Genomic DNA, 18,690 nt, shown 5'->3' with positions numbered 1-18,690 from the left:
ATAAATACGTAATTTTCAGAAAATCAATTATTTAAGTATTTAGAAAGGACATTTTATAGCATATGAATCACCCAAACCACCCATCGCGATCCAAACTTCGATATTGAATGGCTTCAGAAATATGCGTACCGGTAATTGCTTCGGAAGCATCTAAGTCTGCAATGGTGCGGGACACTTTTAAGATACGGTCGTACGCACGCGCAGATAGGCTTAGGCGCTCCATCGCAGTTTTTAGAAGCTCTAAAGAAGGAGCATCTAGTTTGCAATAGGTTCTAATTTGTTTGACTCCCATTTGTGCATTGTAGTGTATGTTTCCGAAGGAATTAAACCGCTCTGCCTGGATCTTCCGTGCCGTAGTCACGCGTTCCCGTATTGCAATACTCGATTCTCCTTTTCGTTCTTCGGAAAGTTTTTCGAAAGGGACTGGCGTAACTTCTATATGAATATCGATACGATCTAATAATGGTCCCGAAATCTTGCTTAAATACCGTTGCATATCGGCGGGCGAAGAAGTTACCGGTGCATCGGGATCATTAAAATATCCTCCTGGACTGGGGTTCATACTTGCCACCAGCATAAAGCTTGATGGATATGTCACTGTAAATTTTGCTCTGGAGATTGTTACGTCTCGATCTTCTAAGGGCTGCCGCATTACTTCCAGAACACCACGCTTAAACTCGGGTAATTCATCTAAGAATAATACTCCATTGTGTGCCAACGAGATCTCTCCTGGCTGTGGATACGTACCTCCTCCGACTAACGCTACATCTGTTATTCTATTATTTGTGGTGGTAAATAATTAAAAGGAAATATTTATCCTGAAACTTTAACACATATTTCTAGTAGATAATTTGTTCTTTAATTTAGTTGTTAAAATTGAGGGTTTTAATAATCATTTTCATCATCTGGTACAATTTGTATATTATCTAATTTATCAAAAACTCTTAGTTCATCTAATAAATCTAAAGAAGATTCCACCTTCTCACGAACTAAGGAAAATTTAGATAAAGGCAAGTCATCAAATTTGTTAACTAAAATTAAAAATTCTTGAACATTTCTGATTTTTAAAGATTTCAATTCTTCTTCTGCACGAGATAGGCTTATTTTATCTAGTTGGCGTTTAGACTCGTTTTGAGAAACTAAATTTTTCAATTCCTCGTACTCTTTTCTTTTCCTTATATTTCTTAAATATTCTCCATCTAAATATCTACTTTTTTCACGATTGTCCTGTCTTAATTTTAAAAAGAAGTTTGTAATGACTTCTAAGCATTTACCAATTCCTAAAAAGTCAAGTGACCCCGGAGAATTATATTTTAATAATTTTAAATCTAATTGATATTCAATTTTAAATCTTTTTGCTAATACATTAAATAGTTCAGGTTGAACTTTAGGGTATTTATTCATTAAACTGTGTGAAATAAGTTCTACCACCTGATTAATGTTTTTATCATCCTCTTTCAAAACATTTATCGGCAAAACATAATATGGGAATCCGCTTTCGTTTTTTTTAACTTTAATATATTTTAATACCAATTGTACATTATAGAGGAAATCAATAGATTCAATTAATTTGTGCATCTCATCGGGCCACCAATTATCATTAATGGTTACGTGCAGTTTTGCTCTCATTAAATCAACTTTTACCTCGTTGTAAAAATAGTAACTCATATTATAATTTTTATACGTTAAGAATATTTAAACACCTATCCATTATCACACTATTATTAATTACGATAACACATAATTTTCTTCTCGTTCTTGTTACTATTTGAAATAACATTTTGGTTGGGTGATAATAATAATTGTTCTGATATGCTTTGGTAGTTAACTCGTTGTTGTGATAATAGAAATGAGAATCAAGAACAGCTATAACTTTATCAAATTCTTGACCTATAACACCGTGTGCATTATCCTGTTCATTAACTGCAAAATTATCATAAGGTAGTCTATGACTTCTCGATGAAGTATAGTTAATAATTTTCCAATCTTCTTCACCTAATAATTCAATATATTCCCTAGCATCAGCCGAATTTTTAAAATACTTTAACTCAATATTTGACCTATTTAATTTATGTACAGCTACACTATTATTAAATAATGCCTTTATAAATGAAGCTATTTCTTTATTGGTTCTAATTTTATCAGTTAGATTAAATTCTTTACAAGATGTTTTAGTTTTAATTAAATCATCAATGTTGTTATATGCTTCACCTAATCTCAACCATTGCTTTTTGTCATAAGAAAAAATACACGACAAATTATTATCCTGTATTTTTTTAATAATTGTATTCAATTGTCTTGGGTATATTCTTTGGGTTTCATCAATTACAATCAAATCGTAATTAGTTAAGTCATAATTATGTAAATATTTAATTGCTGTAACAGTCCAATTATATTCTTCAATTAATTTAAAATGCCCTTTATTTAAAATACCACAGTGGACTAATAATGCTGATTTGTTAAGTTCAATATAATCTTTGGCTATATCATATGCTAATAGTGATTTTCCTGTACCTGCTTTACCTATAATTGAAACAAATGAAGGAATTGTATTATCACCTAAAATTTTTAAACTCTTTGTTTTTATTTCGAGTTGGTGACCAGTTAAGAAGTATTCACCCTTAACAAATTTTTCCGTAGAATTAAACGGTGAAACCAAATAGTTAGACGGATTGAAAAGTTTATCAATGTCAGAAATATACTTAACTTCTTGTTGAATTAAAATTTCTCTTAAATCATATATACCAAACTCAATTAATTCATTATCATTATTAAGTTTATACAACTTTTTTTCACTTGAGATGAAAGTATAACATTGGGTATCTCCATCTAAAAAACTTAGATAATATCTATTCTTTATTAGTTGCTTTAAGATTTTATTTTCGGTACTTTCCCTTTTAATTTCAATATTAATATTGAACTCTGTACCGAATCTAAGTAAGTCGAATTCCTTACTTATTTGGGGTATGTTATAACTGTAAAAATATTTATCCAGATGGTCATAATGAAAACAGTTTGTATTTATGTATTCAACAAAAATTGCTAAATCATCTAATTCACTTTTTTTGGGATTAATTTTGAGGTAGTCACAATATCTTTTAAAAAGGGATTCATCAAGCGTTTTGTATGCTTGTGTAATCGACAATATATTAACTTCGGTCATAAAAGAGTTTTGATTGAACTGGGGAGTTAATCAAGCTTTGTAAATATATATAACTAAAAACAATAAAGAAATTAATTACTTTTGAAATTAATGACTATAACAGAATTTAATAATTTATCTATATCTAAAAAGGAAGATGTTATTTTTCAACAATCGGAATTTTTATATGTTCACACCGTTGGAAATGAAAAGCACGGATTATATTCTAATAATTTTTTCTTTATCGAAATAATATGTGATTCTGAAACATTGGCTACTAAAGAAATAAATTCTTTTAATTCTGGTAAATTATTAGATAAATATTCAAGTTATTTAGCATTTAAAACGAATCAATAAAAAACCCCTTAGAGAAATTCTAAAGGGTTTAATTATATTAAATGAATAAGTGTTTAGAATGATGCTGATGATTCAATAACACTTACCGTATTGGTTACTCTACTTATCTCATCAACACCAACTATAGGATTAGGTAAACTTCTATTTGCATCCGATAGTTTTGAAGCTAATAAATCATAGTCAATAAAACTTTTTGGGGTAGATATACTAGCATTATTTAATAAACCACCATCAGCAAATCTTCTTCCACCACCTGCTTCATTTATAGCACTTAACAATGGCATAAACATAGCTGTTGACCTTTTGTTAATCACAGCTTCATCACCTTCCAATTCTCCGAAGAGGGTTTGTATTCCACCTTGTGAATGTGAGTTACCTTTTAATAATCCACCTCTTGCAAATGTTGGTGTTGAACCTCTGGATGGTTTCTCAGGTTTCTTGGTGTTTAAAATCTTACCAATTGAAATAGCACCCGTTGCTGCTACAATAGCCCCAGTAATAATACCTAATATACCACCATCGGCAATTGCTTTTGTAACACCCTGTGCTACATTGATACCTGCCTGTGCAAGTGCTACAGCTTTACCTGCTGCACTTTCTTTATCTAAAAGCCCTGCAATACCATCAAATACGGTTGCAGCATTATCTACTTTAGCTTGCGATTTTGCATTATCAATTTCTTCCTGATACACCGCATACTTTTGATTGATAAGGGTAATATCTGCACCTGTCTTTTTTGCATTGGCTATTTCAGCTAATCTCTTTTTTTCTAACCTTGCAGATTCTAAAGCAAATTGACTTTGATAATTAGCTTCATCGATTGCTAATTGGTTTTCAGCATCAATTAACTTTTGTTCCTTTTCAGCTTCATCACGTTCAATTTTTAGTTCTTCATTGGCAATTCTATTTTCTTCATTAATTTCATTGATTAAATCATTATATTCTATTTGATTAATTGCCCCTGCTTCTAATTGAGCTTGTGCGAATTCTCTCCTTTTTTCTGCAATTGCATCTAATCTTTCTTGTTCAATTCTTAATGATTCATCAGAAAAATATTGCTCTGAATCTATCTTAGATTGATTCGCTGAAATGTATGCTTCTAATTCTCTTTGCGCATTATCAACTGATATTTCAGCTAATTTGGTAGATAGGTTATTTTTAATCTTTAGAAGTTCTGCATCATATTCTTCTTGAATCAGATTACCATTTTCTAATTTGGCTCTAAGTATTTCTTCACTTTTAGCAGCTAAATATTTTTCAGTTACTAATTGTTCTTCTAATGTTTTTGACTTTATTCCCTGTTGTTGTATAAAAAGATTTAATTCTGCTTCCTGTAGTCTTATAGCTTCATCAGCTAATTTTTTCTTAGCTGCTAATTCTTCATCCCTTCTTTTCTTAGCAGCATCAGCAGCACTTTTTCTAATAGTATTAACTTTATTATTTTGGGTTGTTTCGGCTTCCAATGCTGTTGCATTTGCTTCATTTCTTGCAGCAATTAACTTTGCTAATTCAGCACGTTCAGCATCTGATGTATCATTGTTGGATTGTTTGTTTTTAAGAATTGCTATTTCTTGGTCTAATCTTTCATTAACCAATGCATTGATTTTTCTTTGAGTTTCAATACTTTCTTTTGCAGCTTTTTCACGTTCTTCAAAAGTTCCATTGGTATCTTCTGCAATTTTGTTTTGTGCTTTAAATTCTTCTTTAAGCTTTGCAACTTGAACAATATAATCTGCTTCACCTCTACTGTATTCAGCTTGTAATTTTGCCAATTCTTGACCTCGTTTAATTGCATCGGTAATTGTTCCACCAATTACATCAGCAGTCCTTTTAATACCATCTGTAATAACCTTATTAGCTTTATTTGTTTGGTCAACACCTTCTTTAATACTAGATAAATCAAAAGTGAATATTCCTTTTAATATCTTCTTCAATCCTTCAAATCTATCTATCAATTGAGATTTTACTAAATCACTAATTTGTTGAATAGTTTTTTTTGGGTTACTGAATGCATCAAATAATGTTTCACCTACTTTTTGAAGTAATCCAAATAAAGATTCAAATACTGTTCTAAGTGGGATTAGCACCGAATTTACAGCATTAATACCTTTCTGTGTTGAACCTAAAAATGCCACAAGACTACCTAAAGCAACCACAATGGCACCAATTCCTGTAGATATAAGTGCAACTCTAAATAATTTTAATGCGTTACTTCCAATTGAAGTAGCAACTGCCATCACTTTTTGTGCTTTACCTAGTCCTTCGGTAGATGATGCAGCATTACGAATATCAGAAACAGATTCACTAACTAAACTTTTATATTTATTGTAAACTGGTGTAACAACATTTAAGGCATCTTTTGTAGTTGCAATAGATTTTCCTAAAAATGAGTTAGCCGGAATAGCTTTATTAATGGCTTGTTCATATTCTCCAATCTTATCTTTTGAAGAATTAAATTCTGATTGTTGTGACCTTATTTGTTTAGTTTGTTCATCAATAGCTTTGTTAACCTTAGTTCTTAAAGCTATTTCTTCTTCTGAATCTCCTTTAAGATTCTTAGCGACTTCATTTAATTGTCTTCTGGAATCGAATAATTCTTGTGTAGTTTTATTTTCAACTTGAAGTGTTTTTTCTAGGTCTTTATTAACTGTAAGAAGTGAAGCTGCTAACTTTTGAGAATCGTTATAACTCTTATTTAAATTCTTTAATTTGGCTGCTGCTTCTGTATATGCACGTTGACCTTCAATAGTTGAAGTGTTAAGTCCTTTTTGGGTAGCTTTTAAATTATCGATTTGGGTTTTTAATTGCGCTGATTTTTTTAAAACATCATCGACATCGATTTTAAGTGACGCAATTTTAAATGTTTCTGCCATTTTTCCATAGTTCTTTATTTTGTGGTGCTAATGCACCATTATTAATATGGTATTAGTTTATCTCAATTAACTGTGCTTTGGTAATACCATTTGAAGCAGTTTTCAAAGAATTGAGATAATAATATTTCCCTGTTTGTTTTAAATATTTTAATCTGAAAAAATCTAAGTTGTGAATGTCAATAGGGTTTAGATTCACTTCAACACTTAATATTTTATTAGTATTTAATAGCTTGTTTAATTCTTCATAATAATTATCAATGAAGTACTGATAATCAGTATTGTTATAGGTTAAAAAAGGAACTTCAATATCATCTAACAGTTCTAAGTCACCATTACTATATTGAACAATCCCTATATCTTTTATGACTTTCTTTATATTGAATAATGATACTGTTGTAGTACCGCTAACATCAATTGGATTATCATTGTCATCCTCTTCTTCACTCCATAATGGTATGGTGTAAACTGGATTATTTGCAACATTGAAATTTGATTTCTTAATTTCAAATATTGAAGTGAATAATGTTTTTTCATTTTCTAAATGTTCATTATCGATTTGGAAACTTCCGTTATACAATTCTTCAGCATCTTCGACATAATTATATTTCAATATGTTATTTTCTCCGTAGCTACTCAATTTGTAACTCTCATTACTAATTTCATTAATTTTACTGCTCCAATCTTCAGCCCCATTTTTATTAGATAGTAATTCTTCCATTGTGATAAAGTGTAGATGGTTTTCAGTAGCTGATTTTACAATCATTCCAAAATGTTGCATAATATCTTTAACTAATTTTTCTTGGCTGACATCCTTATATAAATCATTCAAGTCAATAATTTGACCACCGGATAATTCTTCGACTTCAATAGAAACATCAACGGTCATTACAATTCTTTCTTCATCTCTTGGTTCCCAATACTCAGATTTAGCTTCGACAACACCAGAAATAATTTCTCCAGCATTAGCTTGTATTACCACCTCAGAGTTGGAAGCACCTGATTCATCATAATAAAAAGTATAAATGTTACCATCATCTTTACGCAATCTTATTAATGCTTCACCGTATAAAATATTATTAGAAGTATTTATTGATAGTTTGTATCTACCATCTTCATTAATAAATATGTTTCCATCTCCATTAATCGAAAAATTCGAAACACTTGTACTATCTTCATTAAAGGTTAATGATTGGATAGTTGTAAAATAATTATTGTTTGATTCATTAATAAATAAATCATCAGTTGAAAAATCAATTAAATAATTTAGGGATGCTGCACTATCAATAACGTTAAAACCATTTGTTGGACTCACAACTAAGGATTTAAAATCATCAGTTTGAAAAATATTTCCAGAATAAGTATATCCGTTTTGTGTTAATATCTCATTCCATAACGTATGCGCATATAGATTTGGAACTTGGTAATCAATTCTTATTGATGTAAAGGGTGTTTTTACACCATAATCTGCAAGTGCATATATTATTCCCTCGGTATTCTCAAAGCTATCTAAATAGTATTGCTGTGTTAGTATATGATTATATTCTGTAAGGTTTAAATCTTCTAATTTCTTTTCTTTCAACCTTTCTTTTAAATCGATGATACCATCATAGAGAACAATTTTAAATGAATCTAATGTAGTATCTGTAACCTCTAAATACCCATTTGATATATATGGGATTGTGTTTTGTGAATATGAACATCTTACTTTTTGATATGGTATTCTGGAAGTATTACCCATAAAACCCAATCCATCGAGTGCCAATGAATTATTATCAGTTCTGGGAATTGTTATGGTATTTGAATATGTACTATTTCTTGTACTTACATCTCCAATGTCATTTATGCTATAGTTTAGATTGATTAATTCTTTATCATACAAATCCAAATTATAACCATTTACGGTTAAATTGTTCATTATAAAGTTGGGGTTATTAAATCTGGTAAATCAATTGTTACCTCTACGTTATTCGTTAACTTCTTATTGCTATTCTCATATTTATTTGATACTTCTACATTTATCCATTTTCCATTAACATAGGGTTGACTGGATGAATACATTTGTACCGAAGGTGATGTGAATAAAGATTGAATTAATTTATCTTCATTAGCATCTACTCTACTTTTTAATCTTACACTTTCAGAACCTTTCTTACCTATCAACTTAGTTGGAGCTACTAATCCTTCATTTACATTCCTAAAGTTATTTGAAGCTACTGATTTTAGGTCTTTTGCAGACAGGCTATATTTTGTGAATTCATCAAAAAGCCAATAACTATAACCTCCCTGATTGTTGAACCATTTTAGATAAACACCACATTTTGAAGGGTATTTTTTTAAGTTCAGATTGGTTTTATTGGAAGTATTATTTAATCCATCTAGTTTATAGATTTCCAACCTATTTAATGTATCTGTTAATGGTAAGAATTCTGTGGTATTCCAATTTATTGTTCCGGTATCGACATAAATTCTAAATGCATTGTTAGAATTAGCTTCCAATGTATCAGCAATAACACCTGTATTAAGATTTTTGATTACTATTTCATTATTTTGCAGAACTCTTTTTATATCGAATGCAAATGGAAACCCTTCAAAATAGGTCAATGAGAAATCAATATTGTTTTCCGATATATTTAATATTTCTGGATTAGAGTTTATAATTTGTGTCTCTGGACTAAAGGTTATTTCATCACTTAATTCAGAAAATTGTTTAACACCTTTGAAAAAATAGTAAGTTTTATTAATCGTATCTGTTTGTGAATCATTTGAGACAGTAATTGAAATTAATTGCTGTAAATAAGTACCCTCTATTGATTCTCCAAATCCATCCATTGCATCTGCTGTAGGTGTTTCAGAATACAAATCATCGAAACCATATTTATTAAATTTTGCTTTTATAATATCTTTTAAATTAAATAAATACTTACCACTTACATTAGGATATATAGTAAATGAATTTGAATTGTATATTGAAAGAATTCCAACATCAACAACATTAATTACAGCTTTATTATCACCAACTAAAGATGATGTGAATTCTATATAAGAGTTATTATATGCAGGGTATATTCCTATAGGTTGTTTAGTAAAAGTAATTGCCATTATACCTTTTGTAATTTTGCTATTTCGGTGTTTACTGAATCAATGAATAATCCTACATTGAATTGTGATACACGTTTTATTATTTTGTCAATCCTTTGAGGTGTTATAACCCCATCATAAGGTTTTATATGGTTCTCTTTATTAGTTCCTTCTTTATGAATTTTCGTAGCGATAGCGTGCGCCAAAGAGGTCACAGACATACTTTCTTCAATAGGTATTATTCCTTTACTTTTAATCCATTCTTCGATTCTTTCAACTAAATACGGTTCACCTTTATTTCCTTGTTGAGTCTTACCTCTACCAGATAAGTATATGTAACCTTCAATCTCGGCTTCATTAGGCTTGTAAGTAGCTTTTAAACCCTTTTCAAACTCACCTGATACTCTTTTACCACTTTGGTTATAAATTTTTAAAATATCATCTAAAATCGATTGAATTTCTTCCTTTATAATGGTATCATTTGTTTGCTCTGAAGCTGCCATTATTCTGTGATATTAAATCTGATAACTAGCCCATCTAAATTGTAATCAAAAGCATTAACTACTTCTGTTTCACGCCAATTATTAATAGTAAATTTCCCTTCACATCTCAATGCTTCTTTAATAACAATTGCCCCTTCTTTTGCTACAGGTTTAATGTGATTCAAATACTTGTAATCATAATCTTCATCAATATCAGAAGAAACCAAAATTGTAAAAGAACCTATGTAAGTAGTTTCTTCAACTTCGTTATAATCTCCAAAGGATTCATCTATCTGTACAGGGTCTAAAAAAATGTGTGGGGTATCAACTTGTTCCAGTTCGTTATATAGGTTTTGATAATCCGTTCTAGCATACAGGAATGGGTACTTATTATCTTCTGCTACCTGTTTTAAAAATTCGTACATTCATTTTATATTTTACTTTTTATATTATTCATATCAATTTGTATATCGCTTTTAACTCTGTTCAAATACAGCTTTGTAAAAACTATATCATAACTAAGATTCTCTATTTTTTTCCATTTAAGTACATCACCATCGGAAAGGGAATCCAATACATTATAAAACCCAAATTTTTCTAATCGCTTCCCACCTTCCACTAATTCAAATTTTGCATTTGTATGTTCTGATTGAAGTGCTTTTTCTTCAGCTTCTACTATTTTTTCTACTTGATTTTTAATAGAATTGACAATACCAAAAAATTCAATTATTCCAAGTTCTAATATTTCCTTTTTAGAAATTTTTTGAACTTTAGAAACCATTTTAATTACTTCTTTATCATCGTTAGAATTAATAGTTCTTTTAATTAATTCAACGTGTTTTAGCTTTAAATAAAAAACTTCTCTTTCCGTCTCAATTGGTGCGATATATTGAAGTATCTGTAAATACTTTTCTATTTTCTCAATCGGTTGTTTTAAAAAATCTTTTAATTTATAATTCTTGATATTATCCAAAGCTGTAAACCTTAAAACCACCGTTATTTTTTCTGGTATTTGATAAGAAGTATTCAAATCCATATCTCGCTGCATCAATACTGTTATCCTTATCCATACTCTTATTTGGCACACCTAATGAAACACCGTTTTTGTCTGTAGCATAACAGTAGTTTCTAAATTCATCTATTACATTTTCACTACTTGAAGTAATTAGAATTTCAAATGAATGCATTAAATCTATACCGGATAATACATCCCTTTTTTTATGTGAGATACAGGGAATACCGTATGAACGTAATTCTTTTACTTGTTCTGGTCTGCTACTATCACAGGGGATAGCTGTTGATAATAACTCTGAATCATTTTTAATATGTTTCGCTATTCTAGGAGTTGTTAAACTACTTTTGAATAAAGATTCATCGATAATTATTTTATCATAATATCTGTACAGCTTTACAATGGCTGTAACGTGCGAAAATCCAAAATCGCAGGAACTTCCGATATACCTTGCTTCTTCTGGCAATTCTGAAATTATCGACCAATCTTTATCTTCTTCAAATATTCCACCTTCTACAACACCTAATTCTCCTAGTCCAAATACTTTCCATTTATTCAGATAATATTTACTTCCAGTTTCTTCATATTTATTCTTATACCAAAGAATTGATTCTAACTCTGATTTTGGTATAAATTCATTATCTAAATAGGTTAGTTTTATAAAATCAACTTTATCATCATTTTCCAATTCAGTATGAACCCAAAACTTCTTTTTTGGGTTAAAGTCCAAATAGGTTTTATCGGTTCTTGCTTTAAGTGCTAAAAAAGTATCATAAGTGATGCTGTCAGCTTCATTTATATATAAATACTGTCTTCTTGAACCTAACCTATTACTTTCACCTTGAACACTAAAAAACTCAATAATATTAGAACCAAATTTGTACGTTCTATCCGTTTGGTTTATCTCAAATTTTGAATACAAACCCATATCTCTAAGCAGGTTTTCAAAATCTCTTATAGCTCCCGTTTTAAGGTTAGGTAATGATTCAGTTACAATACTTAAAACTGTGTTATTTCTTTTACTGATTGCTATATAAATGAATATCATCAGTATTGAAATAGTCTTACTACTGGCTTGTCCACCCTGTATAATACATACAGGTTTAGTTAATCTTAATATCTTTTCAAATGCCGTTGTTGTACTGTACTTGTTCACTTATCCCATATCTTCATCTCTTTTCGTTATTCCTATTTTTTCTGGTTCTAATTCATCATAATCAACATCCATTATTTCACCATTAATTAAATTATCAATAAGATTTTTATGGTTATCATTTGAAGCGGTAATTTGAATTGTAGTGTTTCCATTTCCTATTTGAATATTGTTTCCACTATTCCTAAATTTTGGACATTTCATCTTTAAAACTTCCAGATATGGATATGCATTCTTTTTAACATCATCCGTTGCGCCTTTGGTTAAATTCTGAATCTGTTTTGCTCTACCTAATTCAAGTATATGTAAGTAATGTTCCCTTTCTTCTTCGGTGAATTGAGGGCTATTTTTGATACTTCTTTTATTATTTTGAGACTCACTTTTTAAGAATTCATAATAACTCATAGATATTCTCTGTTCTTCCGGTAGTTCATTATTGGTAATAAGAAATATTTGCCTTTCGGATAACAGCGAATTTTCATTTCCTTGCATTACCTCGTACATCTTATCTAAAAAATTCTTTGCTTTGCTAAATGCCATTTGGTTAATTAATTATACTATATTATTCGCTGAAGTAAAGGAAACTTTCTTCATTTCTTCTTCGGGTTAATCCCTTCAAAACTTTACCCCCTGCTTTATTCCATCGTGTAAATTGATAAGCAATATCTGGGTCATTCGGATTTAAATTAACTTTTTTCAATAATGTACTTTTTAAGAATGCACCACACCCCAAATTGTATGTGAAACTTGTTAGGGCATCGAACATATTTTGATTTATGTTTGATGTTACTTTTTGGTTAACACAATCTTCGTAACGCTTTACTGTATGAAGTAATAATTCTTCTCCTTCCTTTAGAGTGACTATATCACCTGCTTTTACTTTTTTACCATTAGGATAGTATGTATTTCCATAACCTATAGTCCAAATCATTGCCGGACATAAATAGGCGTTATTTCTAAATCCTTCGTATTTTTTTATTAAATCAATTCCTTTGTTTGATAGTTTCATTCATATTTTCTTCTACTTATCTGTTATTGATTTACCAACTACTTAGAGCTGTTCTTTTCCAAGTATTGGTAGCTGTACATACATAAATATAATCCTGTGTTACTCTCATTTCACCTTTAGTACCTAAATCTGTTGCTGTAAAAGGTGCTGAAGAACCAAATACGTCTCTTCTTTTGATATATTGCTGTGCGTACTTTTCAGAATAATGTCTCATACCTAGTTGAACAATTGTTGCTTTATTTGATAAATTACTATTGGAACCTTCAGCAAAGTCCTTTAATTGAAATCTTACATATCTCCAAGTAGTGCCGGGAACACTTGGTGCACCATTTCCACCGAACCAAACAGTTGGTAACTCTCCCTCTGAATCACTAAAATCCGTTGTTTTCCAATTATCATTCTCAGGTTCATACCAATTCATTTTATCATAACTAACGGAAACATTAATGTTTCTAAATCTTCCATAAATATTTCCCTTAATTCTTTTCTGAAAAAATGGTTGCCATCTTCCACTTCCATATACCTCGACATTTTCACCATTATCAATAACAACTTCTATTTCACAATCATTAGAAATATCATTAATGGTTAAATAGTCAGATTCACCGTTTATAGTTAAATTCTTACTAGAATCTGGAATTGTAGCAGTACCGGTAGTTGCACTAAAACTTATACTACCCCCTCTTAAATCAGCATCGGTTGTAACACATCTATCATACATACCATTCATACCTAAATCATTAATTCCTTGTCCACCAATTTGTGTATATACTCCACTTAAATGTGAATCTGAAGCATATTTTTTTGAAATATCACTAGTTGGAATCTCCATTACATTTCCATCATCATCTAATCCTAAAATGGTTTGTGCATCACCTATAGTTGTAGCATCTGTTCCGGTTTTAGATAAAGAATCACGATGAGTATATCCTTTAGTAAAAATTTTTCCATAGCCTTTAAGTTTTAATAGACCATCATATTCAAAAGTATGCGGTGTTAAGAAAACTGTGGATTTTTCCCCCTCATTATTTCTTGCCTGCATTTCAATATCTGACTCTAAACTTTTACCCAAAATTGGTTGTTCAGCATTATATCCAAGAGAATTAATATGTATATAGGATTGGTCAGTATTAGCATTCCTAGCTTTAAGTTTAATTTGAAAATCGTTAGAATTATCCTCAATAAGTGGATGATAAAACCCTAAAGCATAAGCATCTCCATTTATGTTTTGAAGACCTTGTGTTAATGATATATTTTTTTGACCACCAATTGCTTCAAAATTTCCAGAATAAATAAAACTTCGTAGGTCTGGATAATTAGGGTCATTATAATAGTTTAAAACAATCCCTTTAAGTGCATTTTGTGGAATACCTAACTCGGATGCAATGTTTTCACCGCCAAACTGAAAACTAGTGGTTGTTCCATTATTATATTCATAGGTAGATTTAGTGCTACCACTTATTTCAACTGTTTCGTTCACTAGATTTGTTCCAAAACCTGTTTTACCATTTCGATAAGCATCTGATAAGTGATTTTCAGTTGATAAATCATTTGAAACATCTACAAACGATGAACCACTAACTATAATATTATTTAGATAGCCTTTTGTAACTACTACATCATCAGCTGCATCTTCAATTAAAGAATTTGAAAGTGAAGGTACTGTTACTAGTCCATTTTTTAATATGGTTAATGCATCACTTCTATTATCATTATCTAATCCATTACCAACATTAAAAATTCTATCATTTGAATTTACAGTAAATGGTGAATTGGGTACATAATCAGTTGCATAAACCCCTGTAACAACCTCTCCAAATGAATGTGCAATATTATCAACACCTATTGAAGTAGATGTATCACCGCTAGAAATAGCATTGAAACCACTTGCAAAAGAGTTGTTACCAATAGCTTTAGACACTCTACCCTGTGCGTGACTGTTTGTACCTGATGCGATAGTATTATTCCCCTCTGCGTGACTATTCGCACCGGATGCAACCGTTATTGCTCCCTGTGCAAAAGAGTTGTTACCACTGGCTTCTGTACCACTATTTTGTGCGTGACTGTTTGTACCTGATGCGATAGTATTGTTTCCACTAGCAAACGAATTATTTCCTGTAGCCCCTTTGGAATCAGAATCTGTACCGCTAGTGCTTAAATCTGTTGCACTATGACCAATCGAACCGTAAAAAAGAGGGTTTCTATTTTTTAATCTCCATCCAATACCATTACCTTCATTAATAGCTGATAAACCTGTATTTGAATTACCACCAATTACAACTGGACCACCTGATTGATTATTTAAAACAACAGGCAATAATGCTTCAATAGTTAGGAATTGAGAATTATATTGATTCCCGTTAATAATAAATTCATCGTATTTAGTTGAACCTAATATTTGTTGTCTAGTATCGTATTGATTATAAATTGCAATGTATTCTAAGCCCTGTTTTAATGGGGTATAAATTTTTGCATATTGGACATTATTTAATGTAAAATATTTATCATTTACCGTATTAATTATTATTGCCATTCATATTTATTCTACTTATCTGTTATTTAACGTCCAACAACTGAACTAATCTATCTCTTGCCTGCTCAACCTCAATTTGTGTTGATACTGCCGAAATATTGTCTTTTGTGTAATAGTGGGGAAAACTTACTGAAATAAAATAAGTGCCTTTTATTCCGCTTTTAATATATGCCCCAATAATACTTTTAGTACCTAAAAAATCCATATTGGATTTGGTCTTACCATTATAAATGTTTGGGTAATTTCTAACATCTTCAATGAAAATTGATTTCCCTTCAGCTTCCAACATCATAAGAAAATATTTTCCATACCCTCTATGTAAGGTGTAATTATCATATCGTTTTTTTAAATTCACATCTCTGATAAATTCGTTCGTATATAGAACTGTAATTAATGATTCAGATGATGTTAGCATTATTTCACCTCCATTGTGAACTGAAACAATTGATATTGATGAAGCAGCTAAAATGTTCATACCCATTTGTTGTAATAAATTTTCAATCTGGGCATTTTTATATAAGAACTTCTCGTTTTCTAGTTTTGCTCTTTCAAAACGTATAGAATCCATTAACTTTTTAGCTTCATCTTTAGCTTTAAGTTCTTCTAAATGAACTTCCTTTCTTCTTTCTGCTCTCTTTTCATCCCAATCAACTAATATTGGAGTGAAAAAGAATAAGAATATTAAGATTGCACATATAATTGCCATTATAAATGCCTGTTTTCTAGTTATCTTTTCAAATATTCTTTTAATACTTTCTTCATAAGCACTCATATTAAATTTGGGGTTAATATTCTATTTTATTTGTTAATTATCTTACTAATGTGAACCTCACATTACCGGTATTTATATCTGGGTTATTTCCAGTTACATAATTTGGAAATAGATTTCTGTTTGCTCTTAAATATTTGTCCACGAATTTGAACTTAATTCTTGTATCTATCGCTGTTTGTTTTTGAATATCTCGAAGTAAATTCCTATCCACAGGTTGCGAATTGTCAGTAAGTTTAGTAACCGCACCAAATGAAGTAAAATTTACATTTGCACTTACTACATATCTACTATATGTAAGGTCGCTTAAAATGCTCTTAATTCCTTCTTGAAAGTATACTTTTCCTTCAGTTATGAATGTTGAACCACTTAATAAGTCTTTGTAAGTTTCTTCATCCTTATTTTCAATTACTTCGAATAAAAAATCTCCTAAAATGTCATATAAATCTATTGATTGAGCGAGTTTAATACATTCATAAATTTTATTAGAATCCAACTTTCCATTTCTGTTATTTAAACCTCCAATATCCCTATTGGACGCAAATTCTTCTGCTGTAATTAATTGATTCATTATATTTCAGTTGTTTCACTCTCTATTATTTGCTCATAAGGATTAATGATTTCTAACTTTCCTTCAATAGGAATATGGAATCTGTTCATAAGCATCGATAATGCTTCTTCTAGGATGTCTCTTTCTTCCTCTTTTGCTTCCCAAAGTTGGAGTTTCATAGATTTCAATAATGCTCCACTGTTTCCAAATAATGAACTTTCGGATGAATCTATTAATCCTAAAGGAACACCATTAGCTAAGGCAATATTCTTTCTCCCTATTCTATCTGAATACTCAAAAATATTATCTTGATACTCTGAAGATATATCCTGTAACTTAATTTGAGAATCTAAATTATCTGAATGATTTGGTGCTTCAAAATGTATAAAGTTTCCAGCGTTTTTTGCTCCCTGTAAACCGTCTATTGTTCTGTGAAAATTTTTCCTATCATCTTCATTAGTCATCGGTGCTGTTAAGATTGCTTTACTAAGCAAAAACCCTTTTTCACTACCCCTTCTTCTAAAGGTCATAGAGTTGTTTTCTACAATACATTCACCCATAACACTATTCATATTGCTTAATGAATAAATACTGTTACTATCCTTCTGTAAATGGATGCATTGCCCTTTATATCTACTTATTGAACCTGCTTTTTGTATTTGCGCATTAATTACATTTATATTAGGATTGAAGCGGTCATAGATTCTGTATTTTGATTCATCTACTTTTCCATTTTTCTTATCCCAATTGTCATAATAGATTATCTTTCCGTGAAAATCCAAGTCATCTTTTTCTCCTAATCTGCAATGCATCGAAGGGAGTACTTTTATCGATGTTATTTCGTGTAAAAGATTGTAGGAAATATGTATAAAGCAGTTATTGTGTTTAGCGTATTCTCTGGCTGCACAACGAAGAATTTCGTTTAAAGTTTGGTTATCATTATTAACAATTTTATTTCCAGTTTCTCCAAAACTTTTGCCATAAATATGCTTTGCAACAAGATTAACACAGGCAGTAGCAGAAACGGACATATTTATTAATGTTTCTAACAATTGTGGTTGAAGGTTATCCAATCCCCAATTATATATTCCGTTTCTCTTATCGTACTTTACAGATAAAATACTGTCTTCTACTTCTGCATTATATATCTTCATTTTTAAGGGTTAATATTTGGTCAACAAAATCTTTCTTAGATGTTGCCATTATTTCTGGATATTTCGCTCTTAAATCATTCATATTCGTGTTTAAAAGCTTTGATTTCTTCTTACAATCGCTACACGGTTTCTTATCCGTTTTAACCTCTTCATTTTCAGTGTTATCTCCTGTTTCTTCGGCACCAATTAATTCTTTCACATTCTCCGGATATTTCGAGAATAATTCTAATCTGTTTGGATTTATTTTTAAAAATGCTATTGCTAATTCATCAGACATTTTAGAATTAGATATTGTGATTGAAGAACCCTTTTCAAGTTTATATATCACTTGTGGTTTTTTTAATTGAAATTGTGTCATTTTATATATATTTTTTAGGGCTGATAACATATTCTGCACATCGCTTGCACAGCTTTTACAGACATTATAACCAGTCTTATTTTTATAGTCAATAACCAATGTATCTATATGTTTTTTCAGTTGCTTATTTGGGAGTTGTAGTATTTCTGAAATAGTCATTGGAAAATAGTTTATATATGAAGAAAAGGTTGGTTAGTTATTACACCTTCCAACCGCATCT

17 protein-coding genes and 1 pseudogene are annotated in these 18,690 nt (G+C 30.4%); 1 reads left to right on the top strand and 17 read right to left on the bottom strand.

What is annotated here, in order from left to right:
• Window positions 1-67: 67 nt before the first annotated feature.
• The 3 genes and pseudogenes from ULVI_RS09445 to ULVI_RS09435 all read right to left on the bottom strand — a co-directional run.
• Window positions 68-784 (bottom strand): annotated as a pseudogene (locus ULVI_RS09445) (YifB family Mg chelatase-like AAA ATPase); the annotation flags it as partial.
• A gap of 101 nt (window positions 785-885) precedes the next feature.
• Complete coding sequence (locus tag ULVI_RS09440; protein WP_068592137.1) at window positions 886-1,668, bottom strand: hypothetical protein; 783 nt, start codon at window positions 1,666-1,668, stop codon at window positions 886-888.
• 10 nt (window positions 1,669-1,678) lie between these two features.
• Window positions 1,679-3,163 carry a DNA/RNA helicase domain-containing protein gene (locus tag ULVI_RS09435; protein ID WP_068592135.1) on the bottom strand — a complete coding sequence of 495 codons (1,485 nt, stop codon included), beginning with the start codon at window positions 3,161-3,163 and terminating at the stop codon, window positions 1,679-1,681.
• Window positions 3,164-3,244: 81 nt separating this feature from the next.
• On the opposite strand from ULVI_RS09435, the gene ULVI_RS09430 reads away from it, so the two are divergent.
• Complete coding sequence (locus ULVI_RS09430) at window positions 3,245-3,499, top strand: hypothetical protein (protein WP_197463499.1); 255 nt, start codon at window positions 3,245-3,247, stop codon at window positions 3,497-3,499.
• Between the two features lie 53 nt (window positions 3,500-3,552).
• Here the strand turns inward: ULVI_RS09430 and ULVI_RS09425 are convergent, their stop codons facing one another.
• From ULVI_RS09425 to ULVI_RS09360, 14 genes are read right to left on the bottom strand one after another with little or no spacing between them, the layout of a single operon-like run.
• Window positions 3,553-6,372: a hypothetical protein gene (locus tag ULVI_RS09425; protein ID WP_068592131.1), complete on the bottom strand. Its 2,820-nt coding sequence runs from the start codon at window positions 6,370-6,372 to the stop codon at window positions 3,553-3,555.
• A gap of 52 nt (window positions 6,373-6,424) precedes the next feature.
• Window positions 6,425-8,287: a hypothetical protein gene (locus tag ULVI_RS09420; protein ID WP_068592129.1), complete on the bottom strand. Its 1,863-nt coding sequence runs from the start codon at window positions 8,285-8,287 to the stop codon at window positions 6,425-6,427.
• Entirely contained in the window at window positions 8,287-9,471 is a 1,185-nt protein-coding gene (locus tag ULVI_RS09415; protein ID WP_068592127.1) for a hypothetical protein, read from the bottom strand. Before ULVI_RS09415 ends, ULVI_RS09420 begins: the two co-directional genes overlap by 1 nt.
• On the bottom strand, window positions 9,471-9,953 hold the full coding sequence (locus ULVI_RS09410) for a hypothetical protein (RefSeq protein WP_068592125.1): 483 nt from the start codon (window positions 9,951-9,953) through the stop codon (window positions 9,471-9,473). Before ULVI_RS09410 ends, ULVI_RS09415 begins: the two co-directional genes overlap by 1 nt.
• On the bottom strand, window positions 9,953-10,357 hold the full coding sequence (locus ULVI_RS09405) for a hypothetical protein (RefSeq protein ID WP_068592123.1): 405 nt from the start codon (window positions 10,355-10,357) through the stop codon (window positions 9,953-9,955). The genes ULVI_RS09410 and ULVI_RS09405 overlap by 1 nt, the downstream gene beginning before the upstream one ends.
• A 5-nt stretch (window positions 10,358-10,362) precedes the next feature.
• Window positions 10,363-10,905: a hypothetical protein gene (locus ULVI_RS09400; RefSeq protein WP_068592121.1), complete on the bottom strand. Its 543-nt coding sequence runs from the start codon at window positions 10,903-10,905 to the stop codon at window positions 10,363-10,365.
• Window positions 10,898-12,100, bottom strand: a complete 1,203-nt coding sequence (locus ULVI_RS09395; protein ID WP_157632600.1) for a phage terminase large subunit — start codon at window positions 12,098-12,100, stop codon at window positions 10,898-10,900. The genes ULVI_RS09400 and ULVI_RS09395 overlap by 8 nt, the downstream gene beginning before the upstream one ends.
• The gene (locus tag ULVI_RS09390; protein WP_068592118.1) at window positions 12,101-12,637 is read right to left on the bottom strand and encodes a hypothetical protein; all 537 of its coding nucleotides are present in this window, start codon (window positions 12,635-12,637) and stop codon (window positions 12,101-12,103) included.
• Window positions 12,638-12,659: 22 nt separating this feature from the next.
• Window positions 12,660-13,106 (bottom strand): lysozyme, encoded by a 447-nt coding sequence (locus ULVI_RS09385; RefSeq protein WP_068592115.1) that lies wholly within the window; start codon window positions 13,104-13,106, stop codon window positions 12,660-12,662.
• A gap of 31 nt (window positions 13,107-13,137) precedes the next feature.
• Window positions 13,138-15,639 carry a hypothetical protein gene (locus ULVI_RS09380; protein WP_068592114.1) on the bottom strand — a complete coding sequence of 834 codons (2,502 nt, stop codon included), beginning with the start codon at window positions 15,637-15,639 and terminating at the stop codon, window positions 13,138-13,140.
• 22 nt (window positions 15,640-15,661) lie between these two features.
• Window positions 15,662-16,411, bottom strand: coding sequence for a hypothetical protein (locus ULVI_RS09375; protein WP_068592112.1), 750 nt, complete (start codon window positions 16,409-16,411; stop codon window positions 15,662-15,664).
• 37 nt (window positions 16,412-16,448) lie between these two features.
• Entirely contained in the window at window positions 16,449-16,979 is a 531-nt protein-coding gene (locus ULVI_RS09370; RefSeq protein ID WP_068592109.1) for a DUF6712 family protein, read from the bottom strand.
• A complete protein-coding gene (locus ULVI_RS09365; protein ID WP_068592107.1) occupies window positions 16,979-18,112 on the bottom strand; it encodes a hypothetical protein in 1,134 nt (377 codons plus the stop codon). The genes ULVI_RS09370 and ULVI_RS09365 overlap by 1 nt, the downstream gene beginning before the upstream one ends.
• Window positions 18,099-18,629, bottom strand: coding sequence for a hypothetical protein (locus tag ULVI_RS09360; protein ID WP_068592105.1), 531 nt, complete (start codon window positions 18,627-18,629; stop codon window positions 18,099-18,101). Before ULVI_RS09360 ends, ULVI_RS09365 begins: the two co-directional genes overlap by 14 nt.
• Window positions 18,630-18,690: the final 61 nt, after the last annotated feature.

Origin of the sequence: Cochleicola gelatinilyticus (genome assembly GCF_001637325.1) — a bacterium.
Classification (GTDB): domain Bacteria; phylum Bacteroidota; class Bacteroidia; order Flavobacteriales; family Flavobacteriaceae; genus Cochleicola; species Cochleicola gelatinilyticus.
Note: the sequence above shows the minus strand (reverse complement) of the source record. Positions and strands in the feature narration are given on the sequence as shown.